This window comes from Carboxylicivirga agarovorans, assembly GCF_050589845.1.
Lineage (GTDB): Bacteria > Bacteroidota > Bacteroidia > Bacteroidales > Marinilabiliaceae > Carboxylicivirga > Carboxylicivirga agarovorans.
The window spans coordinates 1-22,930 of sequence record NZ_JBNGPA010000054.1; the positions used below are offsets into that span (position 1 = coordinate 1).

Genomic DNA, 22,930 nt, shown 5'->3' on the forward strand with positions numbered 1-22,930 from the left:
AAGCTTTCAAGAGAATGTTCTCTTAGAGATATATTTGACACACACAAAGATTGGTAGATATGATTTTGATTTGCAGCTGATATGTTATCACGCCAGGCGTGATAGTATCGAGCTAAGAGAGACAAGACACAAGCTGTAAACAGTTTTTGATACTTAGATCTTAGTACTTGATACTAATAAAATATTCAGGTGGTTATTGCATCGGGGTTCCACCTCTTCCCATTCCGAACAGAGAAGTTAAGCCCGATAGCGCCGATGGTACTGCGTAGAAGTGGGAGAGTAGGTCACCGCCTTTTTTTAGAGAAGAGCAATTGCTGATGCAGTTGCTCTTTTTGCGTTTAATAATGTTATAAGGTACTCCCAGTGCGGGAGAGTAGCCCCGATAGCTATCGGGGGCCGCCTTTTTTTAGAGAAACCTCTTATTCATTCGAATAAGGGTTTTTTCGCGTTTAATATACTGTTGTAAAACATCTGCATTGTTATTTTTATTAATTCCAAATAAAAGCTACTTTTGAAAAAAATATAAAAGATGCAGATTACAGAGGATATGAAAATGGTTGATGTGGTGCAGCACGATATTCAACTGTTGGCAGTCATTCAACGATTTGAAATACCATTAGGCTTTAAAGAGCGAACAGTTGCTGATGTTTGCGAGGCCAACGATGTAAATACGGCTTTCTTCCTTCAAATAGCCAATTCCTTTCACGACAAATCATTTTTAAATTGGGAGAAGTTCAAGGCTTTTCCTGTAGAATGGATTATTACCTACCTGAGAAATGCTCACCGTTGTTATGTGGATTATCGTATACCACAGATTGAAAAGCAAATTGAGAGCTTTGAAAAGCAGGTTGATAAGAATGAACAGAATGTTAAGTTACTCCTGGGGTTCTTCAGGAAGTATATAAAGGAATTTAATACACACATTGAGCAGGAGGAAAACAATGTTTTCCCTTATATTCTTGAATTAAATGATCTGGTTAATAGCAAGAGTAGAAATGGGAAAACAAAGGGCAAAAGAACCTCTATAAAGGAATATCATGAGGAGCATAACAATATTGAAGAATCGTTGTTTGATCTTAAAAATATATTGCTTAAGTACTTGCCGCCGCCGGTAAACAATTGCCTGTACAATAACCTGATATTCGACATTTTTCGACTGGAACGGGATTTATTGGATCATGCCGAGATAGAAGAAAATGTGCTGTATCCTTTGGTGAAGGAAATGGAAGAGGTTTTATTGTCAAATTCAAAAGGAAACTAATGGTCAGGGTATTAATCGTAGAACAATCGCATATTATTGCCTTGGGCCTGACTACCCTGATTAGAACTTTTCAGGATATTGATGATGTAAGGCTTGTTAGTAATGAAACGGACTGTTGCAAAGTTACTGATGATTTTGAGCCCGATCTGATCGTTGTTAATACCTCTGTACTTGATCATGATAGTATGGCTAAGGTGATGGAGGTAAAGAAGCCTGAAGCCGTGGTAATGCATGTTTTTAATTCGTCGTTGCCCATGGGCTCTCCTGCCAATCATTTATCTATTATTGATAGCCGGGAAGTACTATCTGATAAATTTGAACAGGTGCTTGAAAAGCTGAGTCAGAATCGTAAGGAACTTGATACGGAAGAATTAAGTCCACGTGAGAAAGATATTCTTAAAGAGGTTGCTTTGGGCTTGACAAACAAAGAAATTGCAGAAAAGATGTATATTAGTAGTCATACTGTTATTTCGCACCGAAAGAACATTACACGTAAATTGGGAATCAAGACAGTATCGGGCTTAACAGTATATGCCATTTTAAATAACATTATTCAAATGAATGATGTATCGTGACAGATAAGGCAAATACAATATGCATAAACGACTGAGGATAGGACAAACACCTTTATTTACGGAGCGTCTGCTTGCCGCCTGTATTGACTTGTCAATCGTTCTTGGTTTGTCCTTATTTCCCCGTATAGGGTGGCTTTTCGGATTAATCTACTTCCTGTTTAAAGATAGTTTAGGCTTGCTTAAGGGGCAGAGTTTCGGACGGCGCTTATTCAAGGTTAAAGTTATATCACTTGAAGATGGGAACAATCTGACCACTAAACCTGATAAGGCTTTAATAAGACAAATAGTATTTTTAGTGCCGATTCTCAACCTGATAGAATTGTATTATTTTTTCTTCAGGGAAGAACGACTGGGAGCTAAATGGAGTTCAACAACAGTGGTAAAGGTTTAATGGGTTTGCGAATTAGGTAGCTGAATATAAAAGGTAGTGCCAATATCCTTATTGGTCTCAAACCAGATAGAGCCTCCACTGTTGGTCAAAATATTTTTCACAATTGCCAAACCCAATCCCATACCACTCGATTTAGTTGTAAAATTAGGTGTGAAAATTTTGTCCTTTACCTCAGCGCTTATTCCTCGCCCATTATCAGAAATGGATATCTGAGTGTGCACATCAACAACTTTGCAGGTAATTCGTATTACACCTTTTCTTTCTGATGGAATAGACTGAACCGCATTTTTAATGACATTGTTAAAAACACTGATCAGTTGGTCAGGATCTGCAAATACTATGCTTTCTTCTTTATTGATCTCGTAGATAAATTGAATGCCTGGTTCAGATTTCTCAAAAAGAGCAGAGGTGTTTAATAGTTTCTCAACAATATCAACCTTTGTTCTTTTGGCTTGAGGCATCTTGGCGAAGTCGGAAAATTCATTGGCTATTATATGCAATTGGTCGATTTGCTCAATTAATGTGTTTGAGACGCGCTTTAAGAAACTGTCAAAATCTTCACGTTGATTATCCCAGGCTTTGGTTAAGTATTGCACACTCAATTTCATAGGTGTCAAAGGATTCTTAATTTCATGAGCAATTTGCTTAGCCATCTCACGCCAAGCCATTTCGCGCTCTGATTTGGCCAGTTTCTCTGCACTCTCTGAGATTTCATCAACCATACGGTTGTATTCTTTGACCAATCGCCCCACTTCATCGTTGCCCTTATAGCCAATTTTCTGGTTCATCTTATCAACACGGATCTGAGCCAGCCTGTCCTGAATGAGAAACAATGGTCTGGTAATACGGCGCGATATTATTACCGCGACACCAATGGCGATTAAAACAAAAAGCAGGTATGCATTGATCACAGCAACAATCAGCGACGATATTTCAGTTTTGAGCTCATTGTTTCCGACGAAATAAGGCAGGTTTAAGAATGCCAGTACTTCACCCTTGTAATTATATATGGGGACATAGGCAGATGTAAAATGTAGCTTACCAATATATTCCTCATGTATAAATTCAGCTTTAAGCTCATAGGCTAACTTATAATAAGCCTCTGTATTCATCATTGTGCCTGATAAGCCCTGACGGTATAATTCAGGGCGGGAGGTGGCCAATAACTCACCATTGGTATTATATAAGTTGATATCAGAATAAAAGACATTGGAGAATTTTTGCATCAGGTATTGCAGATAATCATGCATGCTTTCATCCAATTTAGGCTCATTAACAATCTTCTGCTCCATTTCCTGAAGCACTGATTTAATGCGTTGTGAAAGCATTTGATTATTCTTTTGCTTGAATTGATGGATGGAGTAAAAGACTGAACTTACGCCCATAACCAAAAGGATGATTACCATCAGGCTTACAAATGCAATTTGTATCTTCTCCTGAATAGAAAAATTGGCTGATTGATTTTTATGCGTTCGTGTAATGAAAAATAGCAGTGCCGTTACAATGATAAATAATAGAGCAAAGAGTGAGAAAGACATTAAAAGATAGATACGCTTCACTTCAGGCCGGCTTAAGATCAGTGTTGTATTTTCTTTAAGCTGATAGACCAGGTGCACCATATTATCGTATCTGATGGTTGACTTGCTTCCAACACTTAACGAATCAAGGGCATTGGTAATAGGGTAACGGTGAGTACCATATTGCTTAACCAGTTTGCCATCGATGTACTTGGCAAAGGAGTAGTTTTTATAAATGGCATTGTTGACCTGTTGTTCCTTTCCCTGCAATAATTCAGGATAACCAAGACCAGAGAATATAGGACTTGAATTGATTTCAATGTATAGGGTTGTTTCCTTATCAGGATTATCCTGCAGGTACGGTATTTTAGAAAAATAACTTACCTGTCCATTATCATTATCCAGAAAATAGAAGTTCTGGCACGAGCCTACCAATTGCCCGCTAGTACTGATTAAATCATCAAAATAGTTATAGCAGTTGGTTGTAATATTTTCTGACTCTATATATAGTGGCGCATCTTTCCAGCAAACAATAGCTTCAATGTCATACCTTTTCCAATAGCCGTAAAAATAGGTTTTCTCCAGATAGTCCTGAATAACCAGTGCATTATCTTCATTACTGATTAATAGATTAATGAGCTTTTCGTCATCTTTAATTTTATTTTCAATCTCAGCCAGGTACATCTCTGCTACCAGATCCGATTCGCGTGTTAATTCAAATGACAGGTTATCAATTAACACCTCGCGGTTATTTTTATCTTTTTCAATATTGTATGAATAAAGAAGGAACAGGACGTAAAACGAAACACTAAAAATGACCCATATAAATGAGCTGTATGTAATACCATTGGAACGGTTACGATGTGCCTTGAAAAGAATAAATGCAAGTAAGATAAATAACAGGAAGTTAATTGGCTGGGCAGGCAACTGAAGTGCAAAGCATAAAGCAAACAAGACAATGTATACAATGGCACTTAGTAAAAGGAATGTAACAATGTTTAGGTGTTCCTTTATGCTAACGATAAAACGCTCAAATATAAAGATGATTGAGCTATAAAACAGGCATAGTATGACAAGCTTGTATAATGCTACTGCATTCAGATCCTCTATATTAAAAAATATGGATGCCTGGGATGAGTTAATAACGATTGTTTTTACAGCCGCATTAAAAAGGAGCAATAAAGACATTATCAGAGCAATGCGAAGTCCTGTATACAACCCTGTTTTGTATTTGTTGGCCGAAGTATGCTTCAAATAACAGGGTGTTTTATAATAACGATAAAAGCAAAATGAAAATGCCAGCAGAAAAATAGCAAATATAAGCAGGCTGCCCAGTGATGAAATTAAGTCAGAAACAGCAAAGGTCAAGGGAGAGAATAGTTCGTGCGATTTAAATTCATGCGGAATAGCAAAAAAAACAAAAATGAGACTAAGTGCAGCGAAGTAAAAAAAGACAGCTGTAAGTAATTGGTTGCTCCATGTTTTAGCCTTGTATTTTTCCAATACACCTATAGCGCATAAGATAAGAAGTGTGAAGCTAAGTATATAGATGATAAAAACCGTCACACTGATAGGTGAAATAATATCATGATTGTGATAGTTCAATGATAGAAGGTACTGGTTGTTGATATCAAAAATAAGATGTTCACTATTGGCTTTGTCAAGGCTGATTCGCGGGGTATGACTTATGCTGAAATCATTGGAAAAACGGTTGGTTAAAAACTTATTCTGATATTCGTATTGTTCTTTTATAAGTTTTATGCCAATTAGTGTAAAATTTCCAACTTTTACCTGGTGTTGCAGGTACCAACCATTGGACAGTTGTATGACGGAGGCTGTTTGCTGAGTCAGAATATCTACCGGAACAGTATGCGTCGACCACGCAACCAGTGTCGAGTCCTTATACAGGTAATGATGAATTTGATTGTCCGCCAGTGAGTCCATTGTTGACCATATGGCTTTTTCACTCCAGATGGTCGTGTCATTCAGGTTGTTAATATGATGGATCAGGTCATTCTGATTATCCCATATGCTTTGTTGAATCGAGTATGTATCAGCATCATGTGTATATGCATGATCAAAATGATACTCAATGGTTTTCCCAAGAATAATTAAAACAACGGCTATTATTAAAGAAACATATGGTTTGGGCTGATGGCGCGGCATAGAAAACAGTTTTATATACTAAAGATAGAAAAAATCATCGTTTTCAATCACTCATGATGATAAGGCTCGTTCTTTAAAATAGTATTGGCTCTGTATAATTGCTCCACAAAAATCAAGCGTATCATTTGGTGAGAAAAAGTCATTTTTGATAAACTGATTTTACTGTTGGCTTTAGCATACACCTCTTCAGAGAATCCATAAGGTCCACCAATAACAAATACGAGGCGTTTCAACCCTGCCACCATTCGCTTTTCGATCAATCGGGCAAATTCCATCGAAGTAAATTCTTTACCTTTCTCATCCAATAAAACAACATGGTCACCTGCCTGGAAGGATTGAAGAATAAGTTGTCCTTCCATCGTTTTTTGCTGCCTGGTTGATAAATTTTTAGTTTTTTTTAAGTCAGGAATAACCTTCATTTCATAGGGTAGATAATGCTTTAATCTCTTCTCAAAAATATCAATGCCTGTTTTAAGATAAGGCTCATCTGTCTTTCCAATCACAACCAAAACAACTTTCATGCGTATACCTCTTTTGTTTATCAATAATTAAATAATACTATAAAAGTGTCGTAAAATTACGCTAAACCTCTATTTTTGTCGTAAAAGTAATGAGTGATAATTGAAATCACATAGAATGTAGGAAGGAATAAGGGTAAGAGGGAATATTTATTTGTTAGGAAAAACTATTAAGGCTTAATATTTGTAGATGCTAAGCCGACAAACATTATATGATGAATAAATTCAAATACTTATTAGTTCTGTTACTTGCTTTTATATTGTTTCAGGTCGATGCTCAAAAAACGGCAGCATTGCCCGATGGAACAATCATGTTGGTTAAGAAAGCTGATGCTGAGAAATTATCCCAATCCTTCAATGATCGGATTGAGATTATTTTGCCTGATAAGACAGCCATATACAGTCGTAAGCAGGCCGAAATGGTTATCAAAAACTTCTTTAATCAACATTCTGTTACTGAATTTCAACTGATCCATCAGGGAAAAAAGGATAATGCATCCTATGCAATAGCCAATTACCATGCTTCCGATGGCCGGTTTCGCTTTACTTTTTTGACTAAGAAAAGAAGTGGTAAAATTTATATTCATCAGATAAGAATAGAACGACAATGATTAAGCAGTTAATCGATCAATTTATAGATATTACTATCCGCGAAGATATTGGCGATGGTGATCATTCTTCATTATCATGTATTCCCGAATCGGCCCAGGGTAAAATGTACCTTCTCGTAAAAGAGGATGGTATTTTAGCAGGTTTAGATATAGCTCTGAAGATCTTCAATGAGATTGATGAGTCAATAAAGACGGAAGTATTTATTAAGGATGGAACACCTGTTAAGGTTGGTGATATTGTTATGCATGTGAGCGGTAAAGTCTGGTCTTTGCTACAAGCCGAACGATTGGTACTAAATGTGATGCAACGCATGAGCGGGATCGCAACACGTACTGCAGAATATGTGGCACGACTTGAAGGAACGAATACACGCGTATTAGACACCCGTAAAACAACACCAGGCATGCGCTACCTGGAGAAAGAAGCCGTTCGTCTAGGGGGAGGTGTGAATCACCGCATGGGATTGTATGATATGGTTATGCTAAAGGATAATCATATTGACTTTGCCGGAGGAATAGAAAAAGCTGTTCATCAGGTTCAGACTTATTTAAAAGAAAAAGGTAAAGACCTGAAGATAGAAGTAGAGGTGCGCGACTGGAATGAGTTGGAGGAAGTAGTCAGAGTAGGAGGTATTCATCGCATTATGCTTGATAACTTCTCAATCGAAGACACAAAAAAGGCAGTTTCATTCATTGACGGACGTTTCGAAACTGAATCATCAGGAGGAATAACCATTGATACCCTGCGCGATTACGCCGAATGTGGTGTTGATTTCATATCAGTAGGGGCTTTAACGCACCATATCAAAAGCCTTGACCTGAGTTTGAAAGCGATGGATTAATACAGGATATATAATATAACAAAGCCCCCGGTCAATGAATTAAAACAATGATCGGGGGCTTTTTGTATGTTAGTGACAGTCTACTTATAGTAAAGTTTAAGCGTCTGTGGTTCGTCTTTAATAGTAAGTTGTATTGATTTCATTTGGCCTGCTTCACCCGTGTAGTTGAAGTTATATGATTTGTTTTTTTCAAGAACAAACTCAAGCACATCATTCATGTCCTGCGTTGGGCCAGCAGTTTTGCCACCCCCAACCTGATCTTTTCCGCAGAAGACATCAACATTAACGGCTACACGGTCATCGCCCTGGAATGAACATACATCATCTTTAAACATCATCACCTGCACAGCAACATGTGTTTCAGCGATCTTTTTAGCGGCTTCGGCTTCTTCATACAATTGGATATAACGTTCCGATACGTTGGCCGCATGTACATATTTTATATTTAAATCCCATACCAATGGAAAATACGTATCGCTTGGTTTCCATGAACTGGCATAAATGGCATGCTCCGGATTATCAGGAATGGCCTTGCCTGCATCGGCTAAAAACCAGCTTTTATTCAAGCCGCTTGGATAATATTCGGTGAAATACCATTGACCATCAATCCACACTTCGTTCCAGTTGTGGTTCCCTCGTTTGTCGTGCCAGTTAGGTGTACCACCAATTCGTGATGGAATACCAACAGCCCTGAACGCATCGGTTAATAAAATGGATAAACCACTGCATGATGCCATGTTCTGCTCTATGGATTCGTATGGGCTTTGATCCGGCTTCTTACGTTTTGTATTGTAATCGACCAGCAGCTCATCGCGAATGTTTTTATTCACTGAATCGATAGCTTCTTCAATTGTTTTACAATCCTTTACATAGCTGGCAAAACGCTCAAAGAAATCTTTGCGCCAGTTATCACGTCGTTCGTTTAAGCTGGCATAAGGAAGCACATCATTGAAAAAGACAGAGTCGGGGACTGCTCCCGCCCAACTGAATTGTTCACGGGCCATGAAAGCATAGTCGGTGTTTTCTAAAATAAAATCAGCTGACAACTCTTTTAGGTCACGTTCGGGCATATAGGCGATAAGGAAAGCCACAGCCTCTTTTTGATGAGCAGGAGCCGATTCAACGGCCTTTTTTATTTCCTGTGCATTTTCACCTGCCGTACTTATGGCTTTATCCAATTGTTGGTGGTAATGCTTCGGTACGTTTGGATATTTGTTACAGGCTGTTAATCCTATTATTACAGCAATTAAAAGTAATGACGTTCTTAACATGGTTCTTGTATTTTCGTTATTGCAAAAGTAAAAAACGCTGCATGTTTAAAGGTAAATCTATGTTCAGAAATGTGGAACATGTAATGGAGGCAATGGCAATACAATCATCATCAGATAACTTTAATTAACAGCACTGGCATTAAACAGCAAACCTCAGTTTTGAATTACAAAACTGAGGTTTGAAAAGTTATACTGAACACAGTCATTAGATACTGTTTATCTGTCCTTTTCTTCTTCTTTGAATTTGTATAGTTTATATATTTTTTCAAATATTTCAGTGTTATCATACACGCCAACAAACTCTTCAGCACCAGCTCCAAAGGCAAATACGGGAACCATCACAGCTGTGTGATCACCAACGTTAAAACCAGCTTTAACATATCCTTTTTCCACATTACCGTCGTTAACGGTCATACCTCCGGTTTCATGGTCTGCTGTGACAATGACAAGTGTTCGCTTATCTTCCATGGCAAATTTCAGTGCTTCGGCCAGTGCTCTGTCCATATCCAGTACTTCACCGGTTACATATGATGCATCATTCTGGTGGCCACCCCAGTCAATCTGACTGCCTTCAACCATAAGGAAAAACCCTTTGCTGTCAGCATTACTCAAAACCTCAATGGCCTTAGAAGTTGATTTAGTTAACATCTCGCCTCTGTCTCTGTAACCCGGGTTATGAGCAACAGCTGTTAATACAGCTAATTTACCTGAATTTACATCTTCAACCTCGTCAATGTTGTATGCCACACGATAGCCCTTTTCATTCAGTTCCAAAACAAGGTTACGGCCATCGACACGCTTGGTGAAGAAATCGGCACCACCACCGATAAAAACATCAATATCCGTTTCCAGGAAATCACCGGCTATCTCTTCGTACATGCTTCGTTTGGGTTGGTGTGCAATAAACGAAGCAGGAGTAGCATGGGTAATGGCAGAGGTGGATACCAGTCCTGTTGCTTTGTTATTACGTTCGGCATACTCTAGAATGGTTGTTAATTTTTCACCATTTACATCCACACCAACAGCGCCATTGTAAGTTCTGACACCTGTTGAAATAGCTGTTCCGCCAGCAGCAGAGTCGGTAACATAATTATCGGCACTCTGTGTTTTATTAAAGCCGATATATGGCATTTGCTCCATATTTAAAGCGCCATTAACTGTTATGCCGGCAAAAACCTGGGCAACCCCCATTCCATCACCAATGAACAGGATTATATTCTTAGGACGTTTCTTAAAACGAAGTTCATCATAATTAATATCCAAAACCTCGTATTTCTTTTCAATAGTATATTCATGCTTGGTATGAATATCTTTGTAATCTTCCTGCGCTATTACATGGGTTCCAATCAGGAACATGAAAGCCAGAGTTAAGATTGTTGCATTTTTCATGGGACTATTTTTTAAGTAGAATCTGCTAAAGAAATATATTTTCGTAAGAAAAACAACGTCAACTCTGGTTTGTTTAGTTATTTTATTCCAAATTCGGTTTTGAATAAAAAGTAAATCCGGAGTATCCGCATTAATACGTAAATAAAAAACTCATAATGGATAAAACAAAGATTCTATTTGTATGCCTCGGAAATATTTGCCGAAGTCCGAGTGCAGAGGCTGTCATGAAAGCTTTGGTTGATAAGAATGGAATAGGCAGTCGCTTTGAAATTGATTCAGCTGGTATTACCGGCTACCATGCCGGCGAGCCGGCCGACCAGCGTATGCAGCGTCATGCCATTAACAGAAATATTAGATTGACGAGCATCAGCAGACAGGTTAAGAGCCCTGATGACTTTGAGTATTTCGATTATATCATTGGAATGGATGATCAAAATATGGATGATCTGTATCATTTGTCTCCAAACGATACAAGCGAAAAGATCAGTAAAATGACGGACTATTGCACACAGCATTCCAATACATCGGTTCCTGATCCGTATTATGGGGGTGCAGCAGGTTTTGAACTGGTACTGGATATATTGGAAGATGCCTGTGCCGGATTACTTAATCACATTGAAGAAGATGGGCAATAAGATTTTCGCGAAAATAGAAGATACTTTACAATGTACCATCACTCAGCAGAGCATGGTGGGTGGTGGGTGCATTGCACAAACCAGTATTATAAGCACAAATCAGCATAAGTCTTACTTTCTGAAGCAGGGGTTCAGTGGCACAATGTTTCAGAAAGAAGCTAATGGATTAAGGGAACTGAGCAAAGCCGGTGCTATCCGTATACCGGAGGTGATATTGGCGGATCAGGATTTTTTGCTTTTGGAACATATTGAAACGGGAATCAAACAAGGCGGCTTCTTTACCAATTTTGGCTGTTCTTTTGCAAGAATGCATCAGTTTACCGGTGATGTCTTCGGTTTTTATGAAGATAACTTTATTGGCTCCACACCACAGGTCAATACTGCTATGGGTAGGTGGACAGACTTTTACTTCAGCAATCGTCTCTTGTTTCAATATAAACTGGCGGAGAAAAATGGCTATGGAGATTCTTCTTTAAAAAATGCCTTTGCTGTCATTGAGAAAAACATTGATAAGATATTGGATGGAAGCGATGAGCCGGCATGCTTATTACATGGCGACTTGTGGGGCGGAAATTACATGGTGGATAAAGAAGGGGAACCTGTATTGATCGACCCGGCTGTTTATTATGGTCATCGGGAAGCTGACCTGGCCATGACGAAATTATTTGGTGGGTTTAACAATGAATTTTACAAGAGTTACCAGCAAACATACCCTCTTAAAGATGGCTACGAATACCGTGAAAATATTTACCTCCTGTATCATGTATTGAATCATCTTAATTTATTTGGTTTATCCTATAAACAGCAAGCTGTTCAGCTAATGAATTATTATAAATAGCATGTTACGATCCTAAGCAAAAAGATAGTTTTGACAGTGGGTGTACCTGGCTCCCGTCTGGCAGGGACAAGCGGGATTGAGCCGATGTTGATGAGCCGAAGATGAATGTGGGGGAAGTATGATATAGTCTTGTGATTGTAGCTAATGCTTTAGCTGAAATATTTCTAAAAAAAAGGTGCTCACCACCACTAATGAACACCTTCACATACACCTACTAAAACAATTAGCTTCTTATTTTATGTCCTTTTATACCATAATAAAGGATATATAGAAAACATGGAATACAGATCATATAAGCATTCTGTGCGCCAAATACATCTTTTAATGATGCAAATGCTGTTGGTATAAGCGCCCCGCCCACGATGGCAATCACCATAAGGGAAGAACCTGCTTTGGTGAATTTTCCAAGGTCTGTCATCGCCAAAGGCCACAAGGCCGGCCACATCAGTGAGCACCCCAAAGCCATAAAAGCTATAAAGTAAATGGAGTAATCAGCCGGAACCACCACTGTCATTACAGAGCCAAACAATGCCAGGTATGCGCAAATACGCAATGCTTTATCCTGACTGATGTATTTCGGAATAAAAGCTGCCCCGCAGATGTAACCAATCACCATACCTATTGGAGCGATCCATGCATAATATTCGGCATTGGCCAGGCCAAGGCTTGTGGCATAATCAACCAGTGTACCTAATGATATGGTTTCGACACCAACGTAAAAGAACAAGGCCAGTACACCCAACAGTAAATGGGGGAATTGCCATACTGATGTTTTATTGGCGGCATAAGGGCAATCATCGGCACTGTCTTCATCTTCTCCTGTTGCCTTAACTTCTGGAAGTGGTGCCAATAAGGCAATGACTCCTAAGAGGATAAAGACCCCTATGATGATCATGAACGGCAGGTTAATATCAACCAGCTGAACCTGCTCAACTTCCTTTCCGATTACCAAAGCTAAAAACAAGGGAGCGATAGGCCAGGCCAGTTTGTTGGCTATACCCATTATACTCATTCGTTTTGCAGCACTTTCAATGGGGCCTAAGATGGTAATATAGGGATTAACAGACGCCTGTAAAAAGGTATTTCCCATACCACTGATAAAGGAAGCCACTAAAAACAAAGGCAGGCTTTCATTTCTCGCAGAAGGAATAAACAGGTAAAAACCAACGGCAAACATTAGAAAGGATAATGCCATGGTGTTTTTGTAACCAATTTTACCAATCACCAGCGAGGCCGGATAACCAAACAGTAAAAAGGCTGAAAAGGTAGCGGCCAGTACAAGGTACGATTCCGTTGATGATATCTTTAGCGATGAATTTAAAAGTGGTATCAGGTAACTGTTAATGCCCAAAGCAAAGCCTATTGCAAAAAACATTAAACCAATAATCATGATAGGAATCAAGAAGCTTTTCCCATCATTTCCAGTCGATTTTTTCATATGTAATAAATTTCTGATTTAAATACTGTACGCGCACAAATATACAGTTAAAAGGCAGAAATCTATCATTAGCTTTCGAAAATGGTAAATATATTTTCGTAAGGTTTAATAAAATAGCTTACGAAAGCTAGTTGCATTGCTCAGAAATAAAGCGAATTTGCTCTTTACAGAGGCGGGTCCTGAAAATTCTCTTCAGGCGATCGTTGTAGTATAACTGCCAGGCAAGAGCAATTTCTGATCCCAGTTTATTCAGTGCTTTTGGAAAGGCCTCCATTGGCCGGTTGGTACGTAAGGCTTTAACCAATGGGATACTGTCTCTTCGTTCCTGTTCATTGGAAAAATCCATCATTACATTGTAAAGCTCGCGTGAAGTAAGAGGTTCCACCTTATAATAATTGTTCGGATTAGCCTCAATCTCACTGTATATCAGTTCGTAGTCCTCCTCATCTGAATCCATAAAATCCATCAGGTCATCCAGTTCAGGTATCGCAATAACCTTTTTGGTTTGTCGCTGAATATACACAGCACGATTATTGTTCATTAGCTTAACCACACGCTCTATGAGTTCTGATGTATTCTTCATAACTGCACTATTAAAAGGTAAATCTTCCGCCAATAAATTTATAATATTCTTTCAACATTTGCATGCTACTATCATTAATTTAGATTGAATTTTGTCATGTTTAAGGCTTCGTTTTATCAACTATACTTTGGATTTTCGATTACGCTAACTATTTTTATAGCTTTCAAAAAATTATCAATCCAAAAGAATTGAAAGAAAAGAAAGCAATTGAAAAAGCTCGTACAACATCATATCGACGCTGATCTCATTCGTTCAGGAGATGAAGAAGCATTTGAAAGAGTGTATAAGACATTTTTCAATTCATTGTACTTTTTTGCCATTCAGTATGTCGATAAGAAAGCAGAAGCTGAAAACCTCGTTCAGGAAACTTTTTTATCCTTATGGCTCAAGAAGGAGAGTATAGAAGGTCAGTCTTCCGGATCTGTCAGATCATGGCTTTATACCACTTTGAAAAATAAGTGCTTAAACCACCTCGAAAAAGAAAGTAACAAACATCAGTATAATATCTATGAGCGCCAGAAGCAAAAGGTTAACATTGATATCCTTGAGCAGATGCAAATATCGGATGTAACCTTTACTGAAATTGAAAAGTTACTTTATGAAGCCTTGGAAGAAATGCCGGAACAATGTCGGCGGGTATTTGAATTAAGCCGCTTTAAGGGAATGAAAAATAAAGAAATAGCCCATGAATTAGATATTTCACTTAAAGCAGTTGAAGCCAATATGACCCGGGCATTAAAAGCCTTGCGTATACATTTAAAAGACTATCTCCCTCTTTGCTTTTTAATGGGCCTGATCTGATTTGACTTTTTTTTTATAAAAGCACATAGGGTTATTGATCCATCACCTGTCTTAGTATTCAGAAGCAGAATAATAGTATGAATAAAAGTATGATTTGGGAATTGATCACCCATCAATTATCAGCCCAAAAAGAAAAGGAAGTATGGGAACAAATCTATTCGTCTCCCGAATTATTGACCCAATATAAGGAGATGAAACGAATCTGGTCATTATCAGGTAACAACCAGGTGCTGCCCACTGAAACCATCGATAGAAAATACAAAGAGTTTAGCAAGCAGCATATGGGTCGAAACACTGACAGGAGATTGCTATTTACTCTGGTGAAATACGCAGCAGTACTTATTGTTGCATTTGCTTCTTCTTATGCCTTATGGATGCTTAATGATAGTCGGCAATCAAACTACCAGGCAGTCCATACTTATGAAACAGGCAACGGCAGCACTAACACAATTACATTAAGTGACGGTTCACAAATATGGTTAAATGCCAATTCATCCATTGATATTCAAAAAGCCGATAAACAGTGTGTTGAATTGAAACTGGAGGGAGAAGCGCTGTTTGATATCATTCACAATGAAGAACGCCGTTTTATTATCAATGCCCAGTCATTAAAAATAGAGGACCTGGGTACACGATTCAATGTCAGGAATTTTAAGGATGATGATCACATTGTTGCTACACTGATCGAAGGGGAAATCATGGTAAGCCATATTAACAGGCAGTTTAATGAGGTTTTGGTGCCTGGGCAGCAAATCAACTACTCCAAGGTCGATGGAAGGTATACCATAGAACACATCGATACAAGCTATGTTGGTAGCTGGAAAGAAAGCAAGTTTGAATTTGTTGATAAATCACTGGCCGATATTGCTCTGGATTTGGAAAACTGGTACGGCGTAAGCATTACGTTTAAGAATAAAGCACTGGAAAAAGAACGTTTCACAGGAGTTATTCAGAAAAGCACAAGTGTTGAAAAAGTATTGGATGTAATAGCTTATACGGCTGGTATTAAATACAGTATTAACCAAACAAATGACAGCACAGAAATAATGATTCAATAAATAAAAAGCAGCAGCCAGGTGGAAGCGGCTACTGCTTAAGTTTTTACGAAACTGCTCCAACAGTTTCATAACGTTTAATTATAACATCACAAATTTATGAAAAAAAAGCAAACTAGGCCCTGGTGGGAACATCAAGGCATTGGGAAAATTCTACGTATTATGAAAATTACGTTTGTACTCATGATCATCTGTGGCTTATCCGTTTCTGCCGCTGGATTTGGCCAGAATAAGAAGCTTACCTTGTCGGTAAAGGATGCCACATTGCTTGAGATATTCAAGGAAATAGAGGCGACCACCGATTTGGGTTTTCTATTTAAGAATGACCAGATTGACCTTAATAAAACATACTCGGTAAGTGCAGATAATGAAGATGTGCACCATGTATTGAGCAATCTGCTCGATGAGGCCGATTACACCTTTACCATTATTGAAAACAATGTGGTGGTGACTAAGGCGCCCCAGGCAACAGATAACAGCAACATCCAGCAGCAACAATTGACCATTAACGGAAAAGTAGTCGATGCCAGGGGGGAGGCCATACCCGGTGTTAATGTTTACGATAAAGCCAATCCGCAGAATGGCGTTATTACAGGCATTGATGGCTCATACACCATCACGATTGACAATGGCGATGCAGTAATAATGTTCACCTTTATTGGTTTTGATGCCCAGGAAGTACAGGTGGCCGGTCGTTCACAGATCAATATAACACTGCTTGAGGAACAAATAGGACTGGAAGAGGTAGTTGTGACAGGTTACGGCACTGTAGCCAAAGAAGCCTATACCGGATCAGCAGCCATTGTTGGTGCCAAGAAAATTGAGGAGCGTCCCGTTGCATCGTTCCAGGATGTATTAAGGGGTAACTCACCTGGTACCATTGTAACAGGTACAGGGCAGCCCGGGGCAATGAACAGTGTGCGACTGCGTGGTATCAGCTCAATGAACGCTTCCAATGCGCCGCTTTATGTCATCGACGGGGTTATCATGGATATTTCAAACATGTCGGGCAGCAGTGGTTATGCCACCAACCCGCTTAACTCCATCAACCCGTCTGATATTAAGTCAATGACTATATTGAAGGATGCAGCTTCAGCATCACTTTATGGTTCGCGTGGTGCCAATGGTGTTATAGTTATTACAACCAAGCAGGGACGCGAAAGTGATAAGCCGCAATACAGTGTTGATGTACAAATGGGGGTGTCTGAGATTTTCAGTGCCAGCAAACCTGACCTTGTGAATAAGGATGAGTTCATGGAACTGTGGCTTGAGGGTGAAATGCACTACCAGGTGCGACGTAAAACAGGCTATGATGATTTCTTTAGTGAAATACAGAACTTATATGCTGACAAAGAGGGTTACGAAGTGAGTGGTCGCAACTATTACGAATGGCAAAACTATGCCAAGCGACAGTTCAATAGTCACTTTAGAATATGGAGCCCTGAGAATGAAGATTATTACGATAATTTCTTCGACGATGAAGGTAATCCGGGAGAAGACTTTGATAAGCTGGCTGATACCAACTGGTACGATGAAGTAACACGTGTGGCGCCTTTCCAGAAGTTTAATGTGTCAACACAGGGTGGAAACAAGCACTTTAACTACTACGCGTCACTGGAGTATTTTAACCAGGAAGGTATTTTAATAGGTAGTGGATTAGAGCGTTATTCAATGCGTACCAACATATCATCAAAACCAACAGGAGCTTTGATACATTGGGGTATTAACAACATGGTATCCTACAGCGATCAGAGTGGTCCACGCTCAGGAGCCTTTGGTTATGCCATGCCGCAATACACGGCTTTGGCCATTGCGCCGGTTGCACCTGTTTACCTTGAAGACGGATCATACAACCTGAAGCTGCCTAAGAATGTCAACAATAACCAAAACCCGGTTGCCGTGGCAGAAACAAATGAATACCTGCGTCCTCAAACTAAGATATTAACGTCCGGATGGTTGCAACTTAATCTGACAGAGTGGTTGAATATTAACAGCCGTACCAACCTTGATTATACACACGCACGTCGCCGTAACTGGTACAATAAAGATTTTGGCGATGGTAAAGCTGACCAGGGATTTTTATACGAGAGAGACGCGCGCCGTCGCAAGTTAAGCAATACCACACTGGCCAACTTCAATAAAACATTCAACAGCGTACATTCTTTAAGCGGCTATGTAGGTGGGGAAGTGGAAGACATGAAGTACGAATACATTGGTGCAACAGGTGTTAAATTTCCATTTAACAAAGCACCGTATTTAAATGCTGCCGCTAAACCAGAGAGTGTTGAAGGTTCAGGTTCTGAATATGGTATGACGTCGTTCTTATCGGCCGTAAACTATTCATACGATGGTAAATACTACCTGTCTGGTAACTTTAGAAGTGACAAAGCCTCACGCTTTGCCGAGGATTACAGAAGGGGTAACTTCTGGTCGGTGTCGGGTGCATGGCGTATTTCTGAAGAAGGCTTTATGGAGAACCTGTCGTTTTTGGATAACCTGAAGATAAAAGCCAGTTTTGGTACCAATGGTACGCTTCCGACCGATTATTTCGCATGGATGCCTTTGTATTCATTGGGACAGGATTATGTGGAAGAGCCGGGTGCCGCCATTTATAATATCCACACGCCTGAGTTAACATGGGAAGAAAACGAGGTATTTAATATTGGTTTTGAATCAAGGTTATTTAACCGCTTAAATTTCAATGTTGAATACTATAACCGAACAACCGAAAACCTGTTACTGGACATACCGTTGTCAAGTACCTCAGGTTTTACCTCCAAACTGATCAACTCTGCAGCCAGCCTGAGCAATGAGGGTGTTGAAGTAGATGTTAATGCCGATATTATCCGCAATAATGATTTTAACTGGAATATCAACGTGAATGCAGCAACGCTGAAGAACGAATTTTCAGGTCTTGAAAATGATATTATCAGCAGTACGCAAATAAAACGTAACGGTGAAAGTTATTATACATGGTATATGCCCGAGTGGGCCGGTATTGACCAGGAAACAGGCGAGCAGCAGTGGTATGGCCGCGATGAAGATGGCAATGAGATAATAGTTAAGGATTTTGATGAGGCCGAACGTCGTATTTTAGGTAAAGCACTGCCTAAAGTAACAGGTGGTATCTCCAGTTCTTTTGCCTGGAAAGGTATTGACCTTAGCTTCCTGTTTACCTATGGCCTTGGTCACCATGTAATGGATTATACGGGCCGAACAGCCACTAAAAATGATGGTTACCGCGATTACAGGGGTATTGAACGCAGTCAGCTTGACCGCTGGACACCTGATAACAGAACAGGGAAAGAACCTATTCGTGTTAACTCGTCCGGTACATGGAACCGCTACCGTTCATCGCGCTATTTATATAAAGGCGATTACCTCAAGCTTAAGAATATTAAGATTCAGTATACCATTCCTGCATCCATAACTGAAAAACTTAAACTTCGAAGCGCCAGTGTATTTGCCCAGGCCGAAAACCTGTGGGTAACCACCGAACTGGATGGTTTTGACCCTGAAATATCATTGAGTGGTTATCGCAACCCAGACCAATATCCAACAGCCACCACTTATACTTTTGGTGTTAAGCTTAACTTCTAAAACCAGCAAAACGATGAAACAGAAAATATTATTAGTTGCACTATTACTTGGCTTGCTTGTGGCCTGTGATGATGTGCTTGACAAAACACCTTATACATCCGTTCCGACCGAAACACTTTTTGAAGATATTGAGGGAGCCAATATCGCACTGGTTGGTGTTTATAATTCATTGAGCAACGCCGATTACTACGGTCGCTTGATGTATGCCTTTGAAGGTTCCAAAGGTCCTGACTTTTATGTGGAGGATACCGGTAACCGCTTCCAGGAAGAAAACGGTTATCGTGAATCATCGACCCTTGACGCCTATGCCAATAATGCCTGGGATCAGATATACAGTGTGGTGATGCTGTGTAACAATATCCTGCATTACATTGAGTTAATTGATGCCGATGCCGATGAAATTGCCGCTGTTAAGGGACAGGCACTGGCGCTTCGTGGCTTAGCTTACTTCGACCTGATGCGCTTGTTTGCCTATCCGCCAACCTTTTCAATACCGGGTGGTGAAAACTACGATGACAAGTACAAGTGGGGTGTTCCCTTGATGATATCAAAGGAAGATAATGATGAGGCTGTTGATACACCTCCGGCCAGAAGCGATGCTCAAACCTGTTATCAACAAATAGTAACTGACCTGCAGGGAGCAACGGTTAACCTGGATGGTTTTAGTAATGGCACGTATTTTATTTCAGGTCGCACTGCCAATGCATTGCTGGCACGTGTTTATCTGTATATGGGTGAGTGGGACAATGCCATTGCCGTTGGTGAGCAAGCACTTGGCGGAAACAGTATGTTGTATTACGATGACTTCACAACCAAGTATTACATTCCGCTTAATAGTGAGAATCTATGGGAACTGGGTTACTCATCGACCGATAACCTGGGTTCCAACTCACTGAACAGCCTGGTGCGTAACCCTACCATTGACGAGCCTGGTAATCCTGATGATGGTGAAATTGCCGAAGATGTAGGTTATGCCGGTTATGGTGGTAATGTATACTTACGCGCTGTTTTGAATGAGGTGGATGGTGATGTACGTCAGTACTTAATCTGTAACAGTGAATTGGGCGATGATACAGGTATTCGTAAATACATAGGTGAAGGAGCTCATGCCGTTCATAATATTTACATGGTACGTTTGCCGGAAATATATTTAACACTGGCCGAAGCCTACGCTGAGCAGGGAACAGACTTTGGCAAGGCTGAAGAGTACATGAATAATGTATATGAAGCGCGCACAAACATGGCATATACGGCTCCGGCAACAACAGACTTGCTGATAGCTGATATACTGAAAGAACGTCGCAAAGAGTTGGTGTTGGAAGGACATACATTCTGGGATCACTTCCGCCGTGCCATTCCTTTTGACCGCGAACCGGAAGGCAATGTAAGCAGTGATGTTGCTTATATTGATTACACACAGCCTCAGGTGGTGTATCCGATTCCTATGAATGAAATGGAAGCCAACCCTAACATACGCGATCAGCAAAATCCGGGTTATGCACCATATGTAGCAGGCGAATAGGGCTTAAAGGTTTAGTTGTGTAATTAGTGTATAAACCGGAATAATATGCCGAAGAAGCAGGTGTGTGACCCTCTTCTTCGGCATTTTTCTCGTAAGCTCTTAAACATGTCAATCTTCAACAATTCGACAGTTAAGCAATTAGACGATTAGACAGTTTAGTAGTTTAGAAGTTGAATAGTTTAAGAAACCACCTCGTAAGCTCTTAAACATGTCAATCTTCAACAATTCGACAGTTAAGCAATTCGACGGTTCGACAGTTAAGAAGTTTAAAAGTTGAATAGTTTAAGAAACCATCTCGTAAGCTCTTAAACATGTCAATCTTCAACAATTCGACAGTTAAGCAATTCGACGGTTCGACATTTTAGTAGTTGAATAGTTTAAGAAACCACCTCATAAACCATTAAACTCATCAACTCATCAACAAAACATTACTTCTATCCTCATTTAATTCCTTTGCGCCTCAGCGTCTCAGCGGTTCATTTAAATCAAGTAAAAAAATAACAGTTATATTTCGCCTTTAAAATAAACTTATGAGTAGAATAGGAAAAAAGAGTGTCGCTATAATAGCACTTGCGTCACTGGTAATCATTATCGCCATTAAATACTTACCAACTTACTTCACCGTAGTTAACGAAGTTGAGTTGTTAAGCGAACAGGGTATATCCGACGGACCCTATGTTTTCTTTGATGATGAACAGGCTTCATTAAAGTGGATTAGTAACGACTCACTGTATACTAAAGATCTTGGTTTCGCTGATCATATTAAAATTGCCGGGAAGGTGGATTATCAATTCAATATAGAGCAGCTTCAGACTTTGGTATTTAATCAGAGTGACACCTATTCCGGTGTTGCCAATATGGCTGTGTTGAGTGATATTCACGGTCAATACGAATTATTTATTCGCTTGTTGAAAGCAAATGGTATTATTGATATGAATGGTAACTGGAGCTTCAATGATGGTCACCTGGTTATTATTGGTGATGCCTTTGACAGGGGCGATGAGGTAACGGAAACCCTCTGGCATATCCTTAAGTTGGCCGATCAGGCCAGTCAAAGCGGAGGTAGAGTTCACTACCTGTTGGGTAATCATGATATTATGGTGCTCAATGCGGATTTACGCTATATCAATGAAAAATACAATGCTGTTGAAGAGAAAACAGGCAGTTCCTATGACCAGCTGTTTGGAAAAAATACCTTAATGGGGCAGTGGCTAAGAGCCTGCCCGGTTGTACTGCGCATTAATAATATTGCTTTCAACCATGCAGGTTTGTCAATGGACATGGTTAACAGCGGGCAAACCATCAGTGGCATTAACAAGGCCTTTGCCACAGGTATTATCGACAATAATAAGGACAGCATTCGTGCTGATAAAGAACTGGCCTTACTGGCCCGTTCAAGTGGCCCCATTTGGTACCGTGGCTATTTCAGGGACACTACCTTAACTAATACCAGTATTGATTCCATACTGAATCATTTTGATGTGGACCATATTGTGGTGGGGCATACCTCTATGGAACGTGTTGAGGTGCTGTTTGATCATCGCATCCTGGCTGCTGATACTTCCATTAAGAAAGGCGAAAACGGTGAGTTGCTTATCATTGAAAACAATAGCTTTTACCGGGCCGGACTGGATGGTGAAAAGAAGTTGCTGTGGTAGAGCTTGCTATACCCTCGGATTCATAAATAATTGCGTAGCGCTAATAATTTCAGTAGAACAGGAAGCTATAAGATAGCTGTAAATAGCAGGCTGAAGGTCTGCGCCCGATAGCTATCGGGGATGAATAGCCCAGGGCAACGCCCACGAGTGTTCGAAAAGATTCAAACATTCACATATATAGTGTTTTGCAAGCTGTAAATCAGCTCTCCTCCTGGCAAGGAGGAGTACCTCGACGAAGGAGAGGGGAGGTGGTTTTAAG

General features: G+C 39.8%; 18 protein-coding genes and 1 rRNA gene. 13 read left to right on the plus strand and 6 right to left on the minus strand.

What is annotated here, in order from left to right:
- Positions 1–185: 185 nt before the first annotated feature.
- The 4 genes from rrf (at position 186) to ACRD69_RS24335 (ending at position 2,227) form a co-directional block, all read left to right on the plus strand.
- Positions 186–296: ribosomal RNA gene (gene rrf / locus ACRD69_RS24320) — 5S ribosomal RNA — on the plus strand.
- Positions 297–529: 233 nt separating this feature from the next.
- Entirely contained in the window at positions 530–1,261 is a 732-nt protein-coding gene (locus ACRD69_RS24325) for a hemerythrin domain-containing protein (RefSeq protein WP_430817736.1), read from the plus strand.
- Entirely contained in the window at positions 1,261–1,836 is a 576-nt protein-coding gene (locus ACRD69_RS24330; protein ID WP_430817737.1) for a response regulator transcription factor, read from the plus strand. The genes ACRD69_RS24325 and ACRD69_RS24330 overlap by 1 nt, the downstream gene beginning before the upstream one ends.
- A gap of 19 nt (positions 1,837–1,855) precedes the next feature.
- Positions 1,856–2,227, plus strand: a complete 372-nt coding sequence (locus ACRD69_RS24335) for an RDD family protein (protein WP_430817738.1) — start codon at positions 1,856–1,858, stop codon at positions 2,225–2,227.
- Here the strand turns inward: ACRD69_RS24335 and ACRD69_RS24340 are convergent.
- Together ACRD69_RS24340 and rlmH are read right to left on the minus strand one after the other, a co-directional pair.
- A complete protein-coding gene (locus tag ACRD69_RS24340) occupies positions 2,224–5,910 on the minus strand; it encodes a sensor histidine kinase (RefSeq protein ID WP_430817739.1) in 3,687 nt (1,228 codons plus the stop codon). The two genes, ACRD69_RS24335 and ACRD69_RS24340, sit on opposite strands and share 4 nt — an antisense overlap.
- A gap of 47 nt (positions 5,911–5,957) precedes the next feature.
- Positions 5,958–6,431 (minus strand): 23S rRNA (pseudouridine(1915)-N(3))-methyltransferase RlmH, encoded by a 474-nt coding sequence (gene rlmH, locus ACRD69_RS24345; RefSeq protein ID WP_430817740.1) that lies wholly within the window; start codon positions 6,429–6,431, stop codon positions 5,958–5,960.
- 212 nt (positions 6,432–6,643) lie between these two features.
- Between rlmH and ACRD69_RS24350 the strand changes: the two genes are divergently transcribed.
- Both ACRD69_RS24350 and nadC read left to right on the plus strand, forming a co-directional pair.
- Entirely contained in the window at positions 6,644–7,039 is a 396-nt protein-coding gene (locus ACRD69_RS24350) for a DUF4783 domain-containing protein (protein ID WP_430817741.1), read from the plus strand.
- Positions 7,036–7,881 (plus strand): carboxylating nicotinate-nucleotide diphosphorylase, encoded by an 846-nt coding sequence (gene nadC, locus ACRD69_RS24355; protein ID WP_430817742.1) that lies wholly within the window; start codon positions 7,036–7,038, stop codon positions 7,879–7,881. Before ACRD69_RS24350 ends, nadC begins: the two co-directional genes overlap by 4 nt.
- Positions 7,882–7,961: 80 nt before the next feature.
- On the opposite strand, the gene ACRD69_RS24360 is transcribed toward nadC, so the two are convergent.
- Complete coding sequence (locus ACRD69_RS24360) at positions 7,962–9,152, minus strand: transglutaminase-like domain-containing protein (RefSeq protein ID WP_430817743.1); 1,191 nt, start codon at positions 9,150–9,152, stop codon at positions 7,962–7,964.
- Between the two features lie 216 nt (positions 9,153–9,368).
- Positions 9,369–10,541: an alkaline phosphatase gene (locus ACRD69_RS24365; RefSeq protein WP_430817744.1), complete on the minus strand. Its 1,173-nt coding sequence runs from the start codon at positions 10,539–10,541 to the stop codon at positions 9,369–9,371.
- Positions 10,542–10,696: 155 nt separating this feature from the next.
- On the opposite strand from ACRD69_RS24365, the gene ACRD69_RS24370 reads away from it, so the two are divergent.
- Together ACRD69_RS24370 and ACRD69_RS24375 are read left to right on the plus strand one after the other, a co-directional pair.
- The gene (locus ACRD69_RS24370) at positions 10,697–11,176 is read left to right on the plus strand and encodes a low molecular weight protein-tyrosine-phosphatase (protein ID WP_430817745.1); all 480 of its coding nucleotides are present in this window, start codon (positions 10,697–10,699) and stop codon (positions 11,174–11,176) included.
- Positions 11,166–12,014 (plus strand): fructosamine kinase family protein, encoded by an 849-nt coding sequence (locus tag ACRD69_RS24375; RefSeq protein WP_430817746.1) that lies wholly within the window; start codon positions 11,166–11,168, stop codon positions 12,012–12,014. Before ACRD69_RS24370 ends, ACRD69_RS24375 begins: the two co-directional genes overlap by 11 nt.
- Positions 12,015–12,237: 223 nt before the next feature.
- On the opposite strand, the gene gluP is transcribed toward ACRD69_RS24375, so the two are convergent.
- Both gluP and ACRD69_RS24385 read right to left on the minus strand, forming a co-directional pair.
- Positions 12,238–13,452 carry a glucose/galactose MFS transporter gene (gene gluP / locus ACRD69_RS24380; protein ID WP_430817747.1) on the minus strand — a complete coding sequence of 405 codons (1,215 nt, stop codon included), beginning with the start codon at positions 13,450–13,452 and terminating at the stop codon, positions 12,238–12,240.
- 127 nt (positions 13,453–13,579) lie between these two features.
- The gene (locus ACRD69_RS24385) at positions 13,580–14,035 is read right to left on the minus strand and encodes a UPF0158 family protein (protein ID WP_430817748.1); all 456 of its coding nucleotides are present in this window, start codon (positions 14,033–14,035) and stop codon (positions 13,580–13,582) included.
- Between the two features lie 207 nt (positions 14,036–14,242).
- On the opposite strand from ACRD69_RS24385, the gene ACRD69_RS24390 reads away from it, so the two are divergent.
- The 5 genes from ACRD69_RS24390 to ACRD69_RS24410 all read left to right on the plus strand — a co-directional run bounded on the left by ACRD69_RS24390 (position 14,243) and on the right by ACRD69_RS24410 (position 22,671).
- Positions 14,243–14,836, plus strand: a complete 594-nt coding sequence (locus ACRD69_RS24390) for an RNA polymerase sigma-70 factor (RefSeq protein ID WP_430817749.1) — start codon at positions 14,243–14,245, stop codon at positions 14,834–14,836.
- Positions 14,837–14,913: 77 nt separating this feature from the next.
- Positions 14,914–15,894, plus strand: a complete 981-nt coding sequence (locus ACRD69_RS24395) for a FecR family protein (protein WP_430817750.1) — start codon at positions 14,914–14,916, stop codon at positions 15,892–15,894.
- Between the two features lie 159 nt (positions 15,895–16,053).
- The gene (locus ACRD69_RS24400) at positions 16,054–19,491 is read left to right on the plus strand and encodes a TonB-dependent receptor (RefSeq protein ID WP_430817751.1); all 3,438 of its coding nucleotides are present in this window, start codon (positions 16,054–16,056) and stop codon (positions 19,489–19,491) included.
- A gap of 13 nt (positions 19,492–19,504) precedes the next feature.
- The gene (locus ACRD69_RS24405) at positions 19,505–21,013 is read left to right on the plus strand and encodes a RagB/SusD family nutrient uptake outer membrane protein (protein ID WP_430817752.1); all 1,509 of its coding nucleotides are present in this window, start codon (positions 19,505–19,507) and stop codon (positions 21,011–21,013) included.
- A 530-nt stretch (positions 21,014–21,543) separates the two neighbouring features.
- Positions 21,544–22,671 (plus strand): metallophosphoesterase, encoded by a 1,128-nt coding sequence (locus tag ACRD69_RS24410; protein ID WP_430817753.1) that lies wholly within the window; start codon positions 21,544–21,546, stop codon positions 22,669–22,671.
- Positions 22,672–22,930 lie beyond the last annotated feature (259 nt).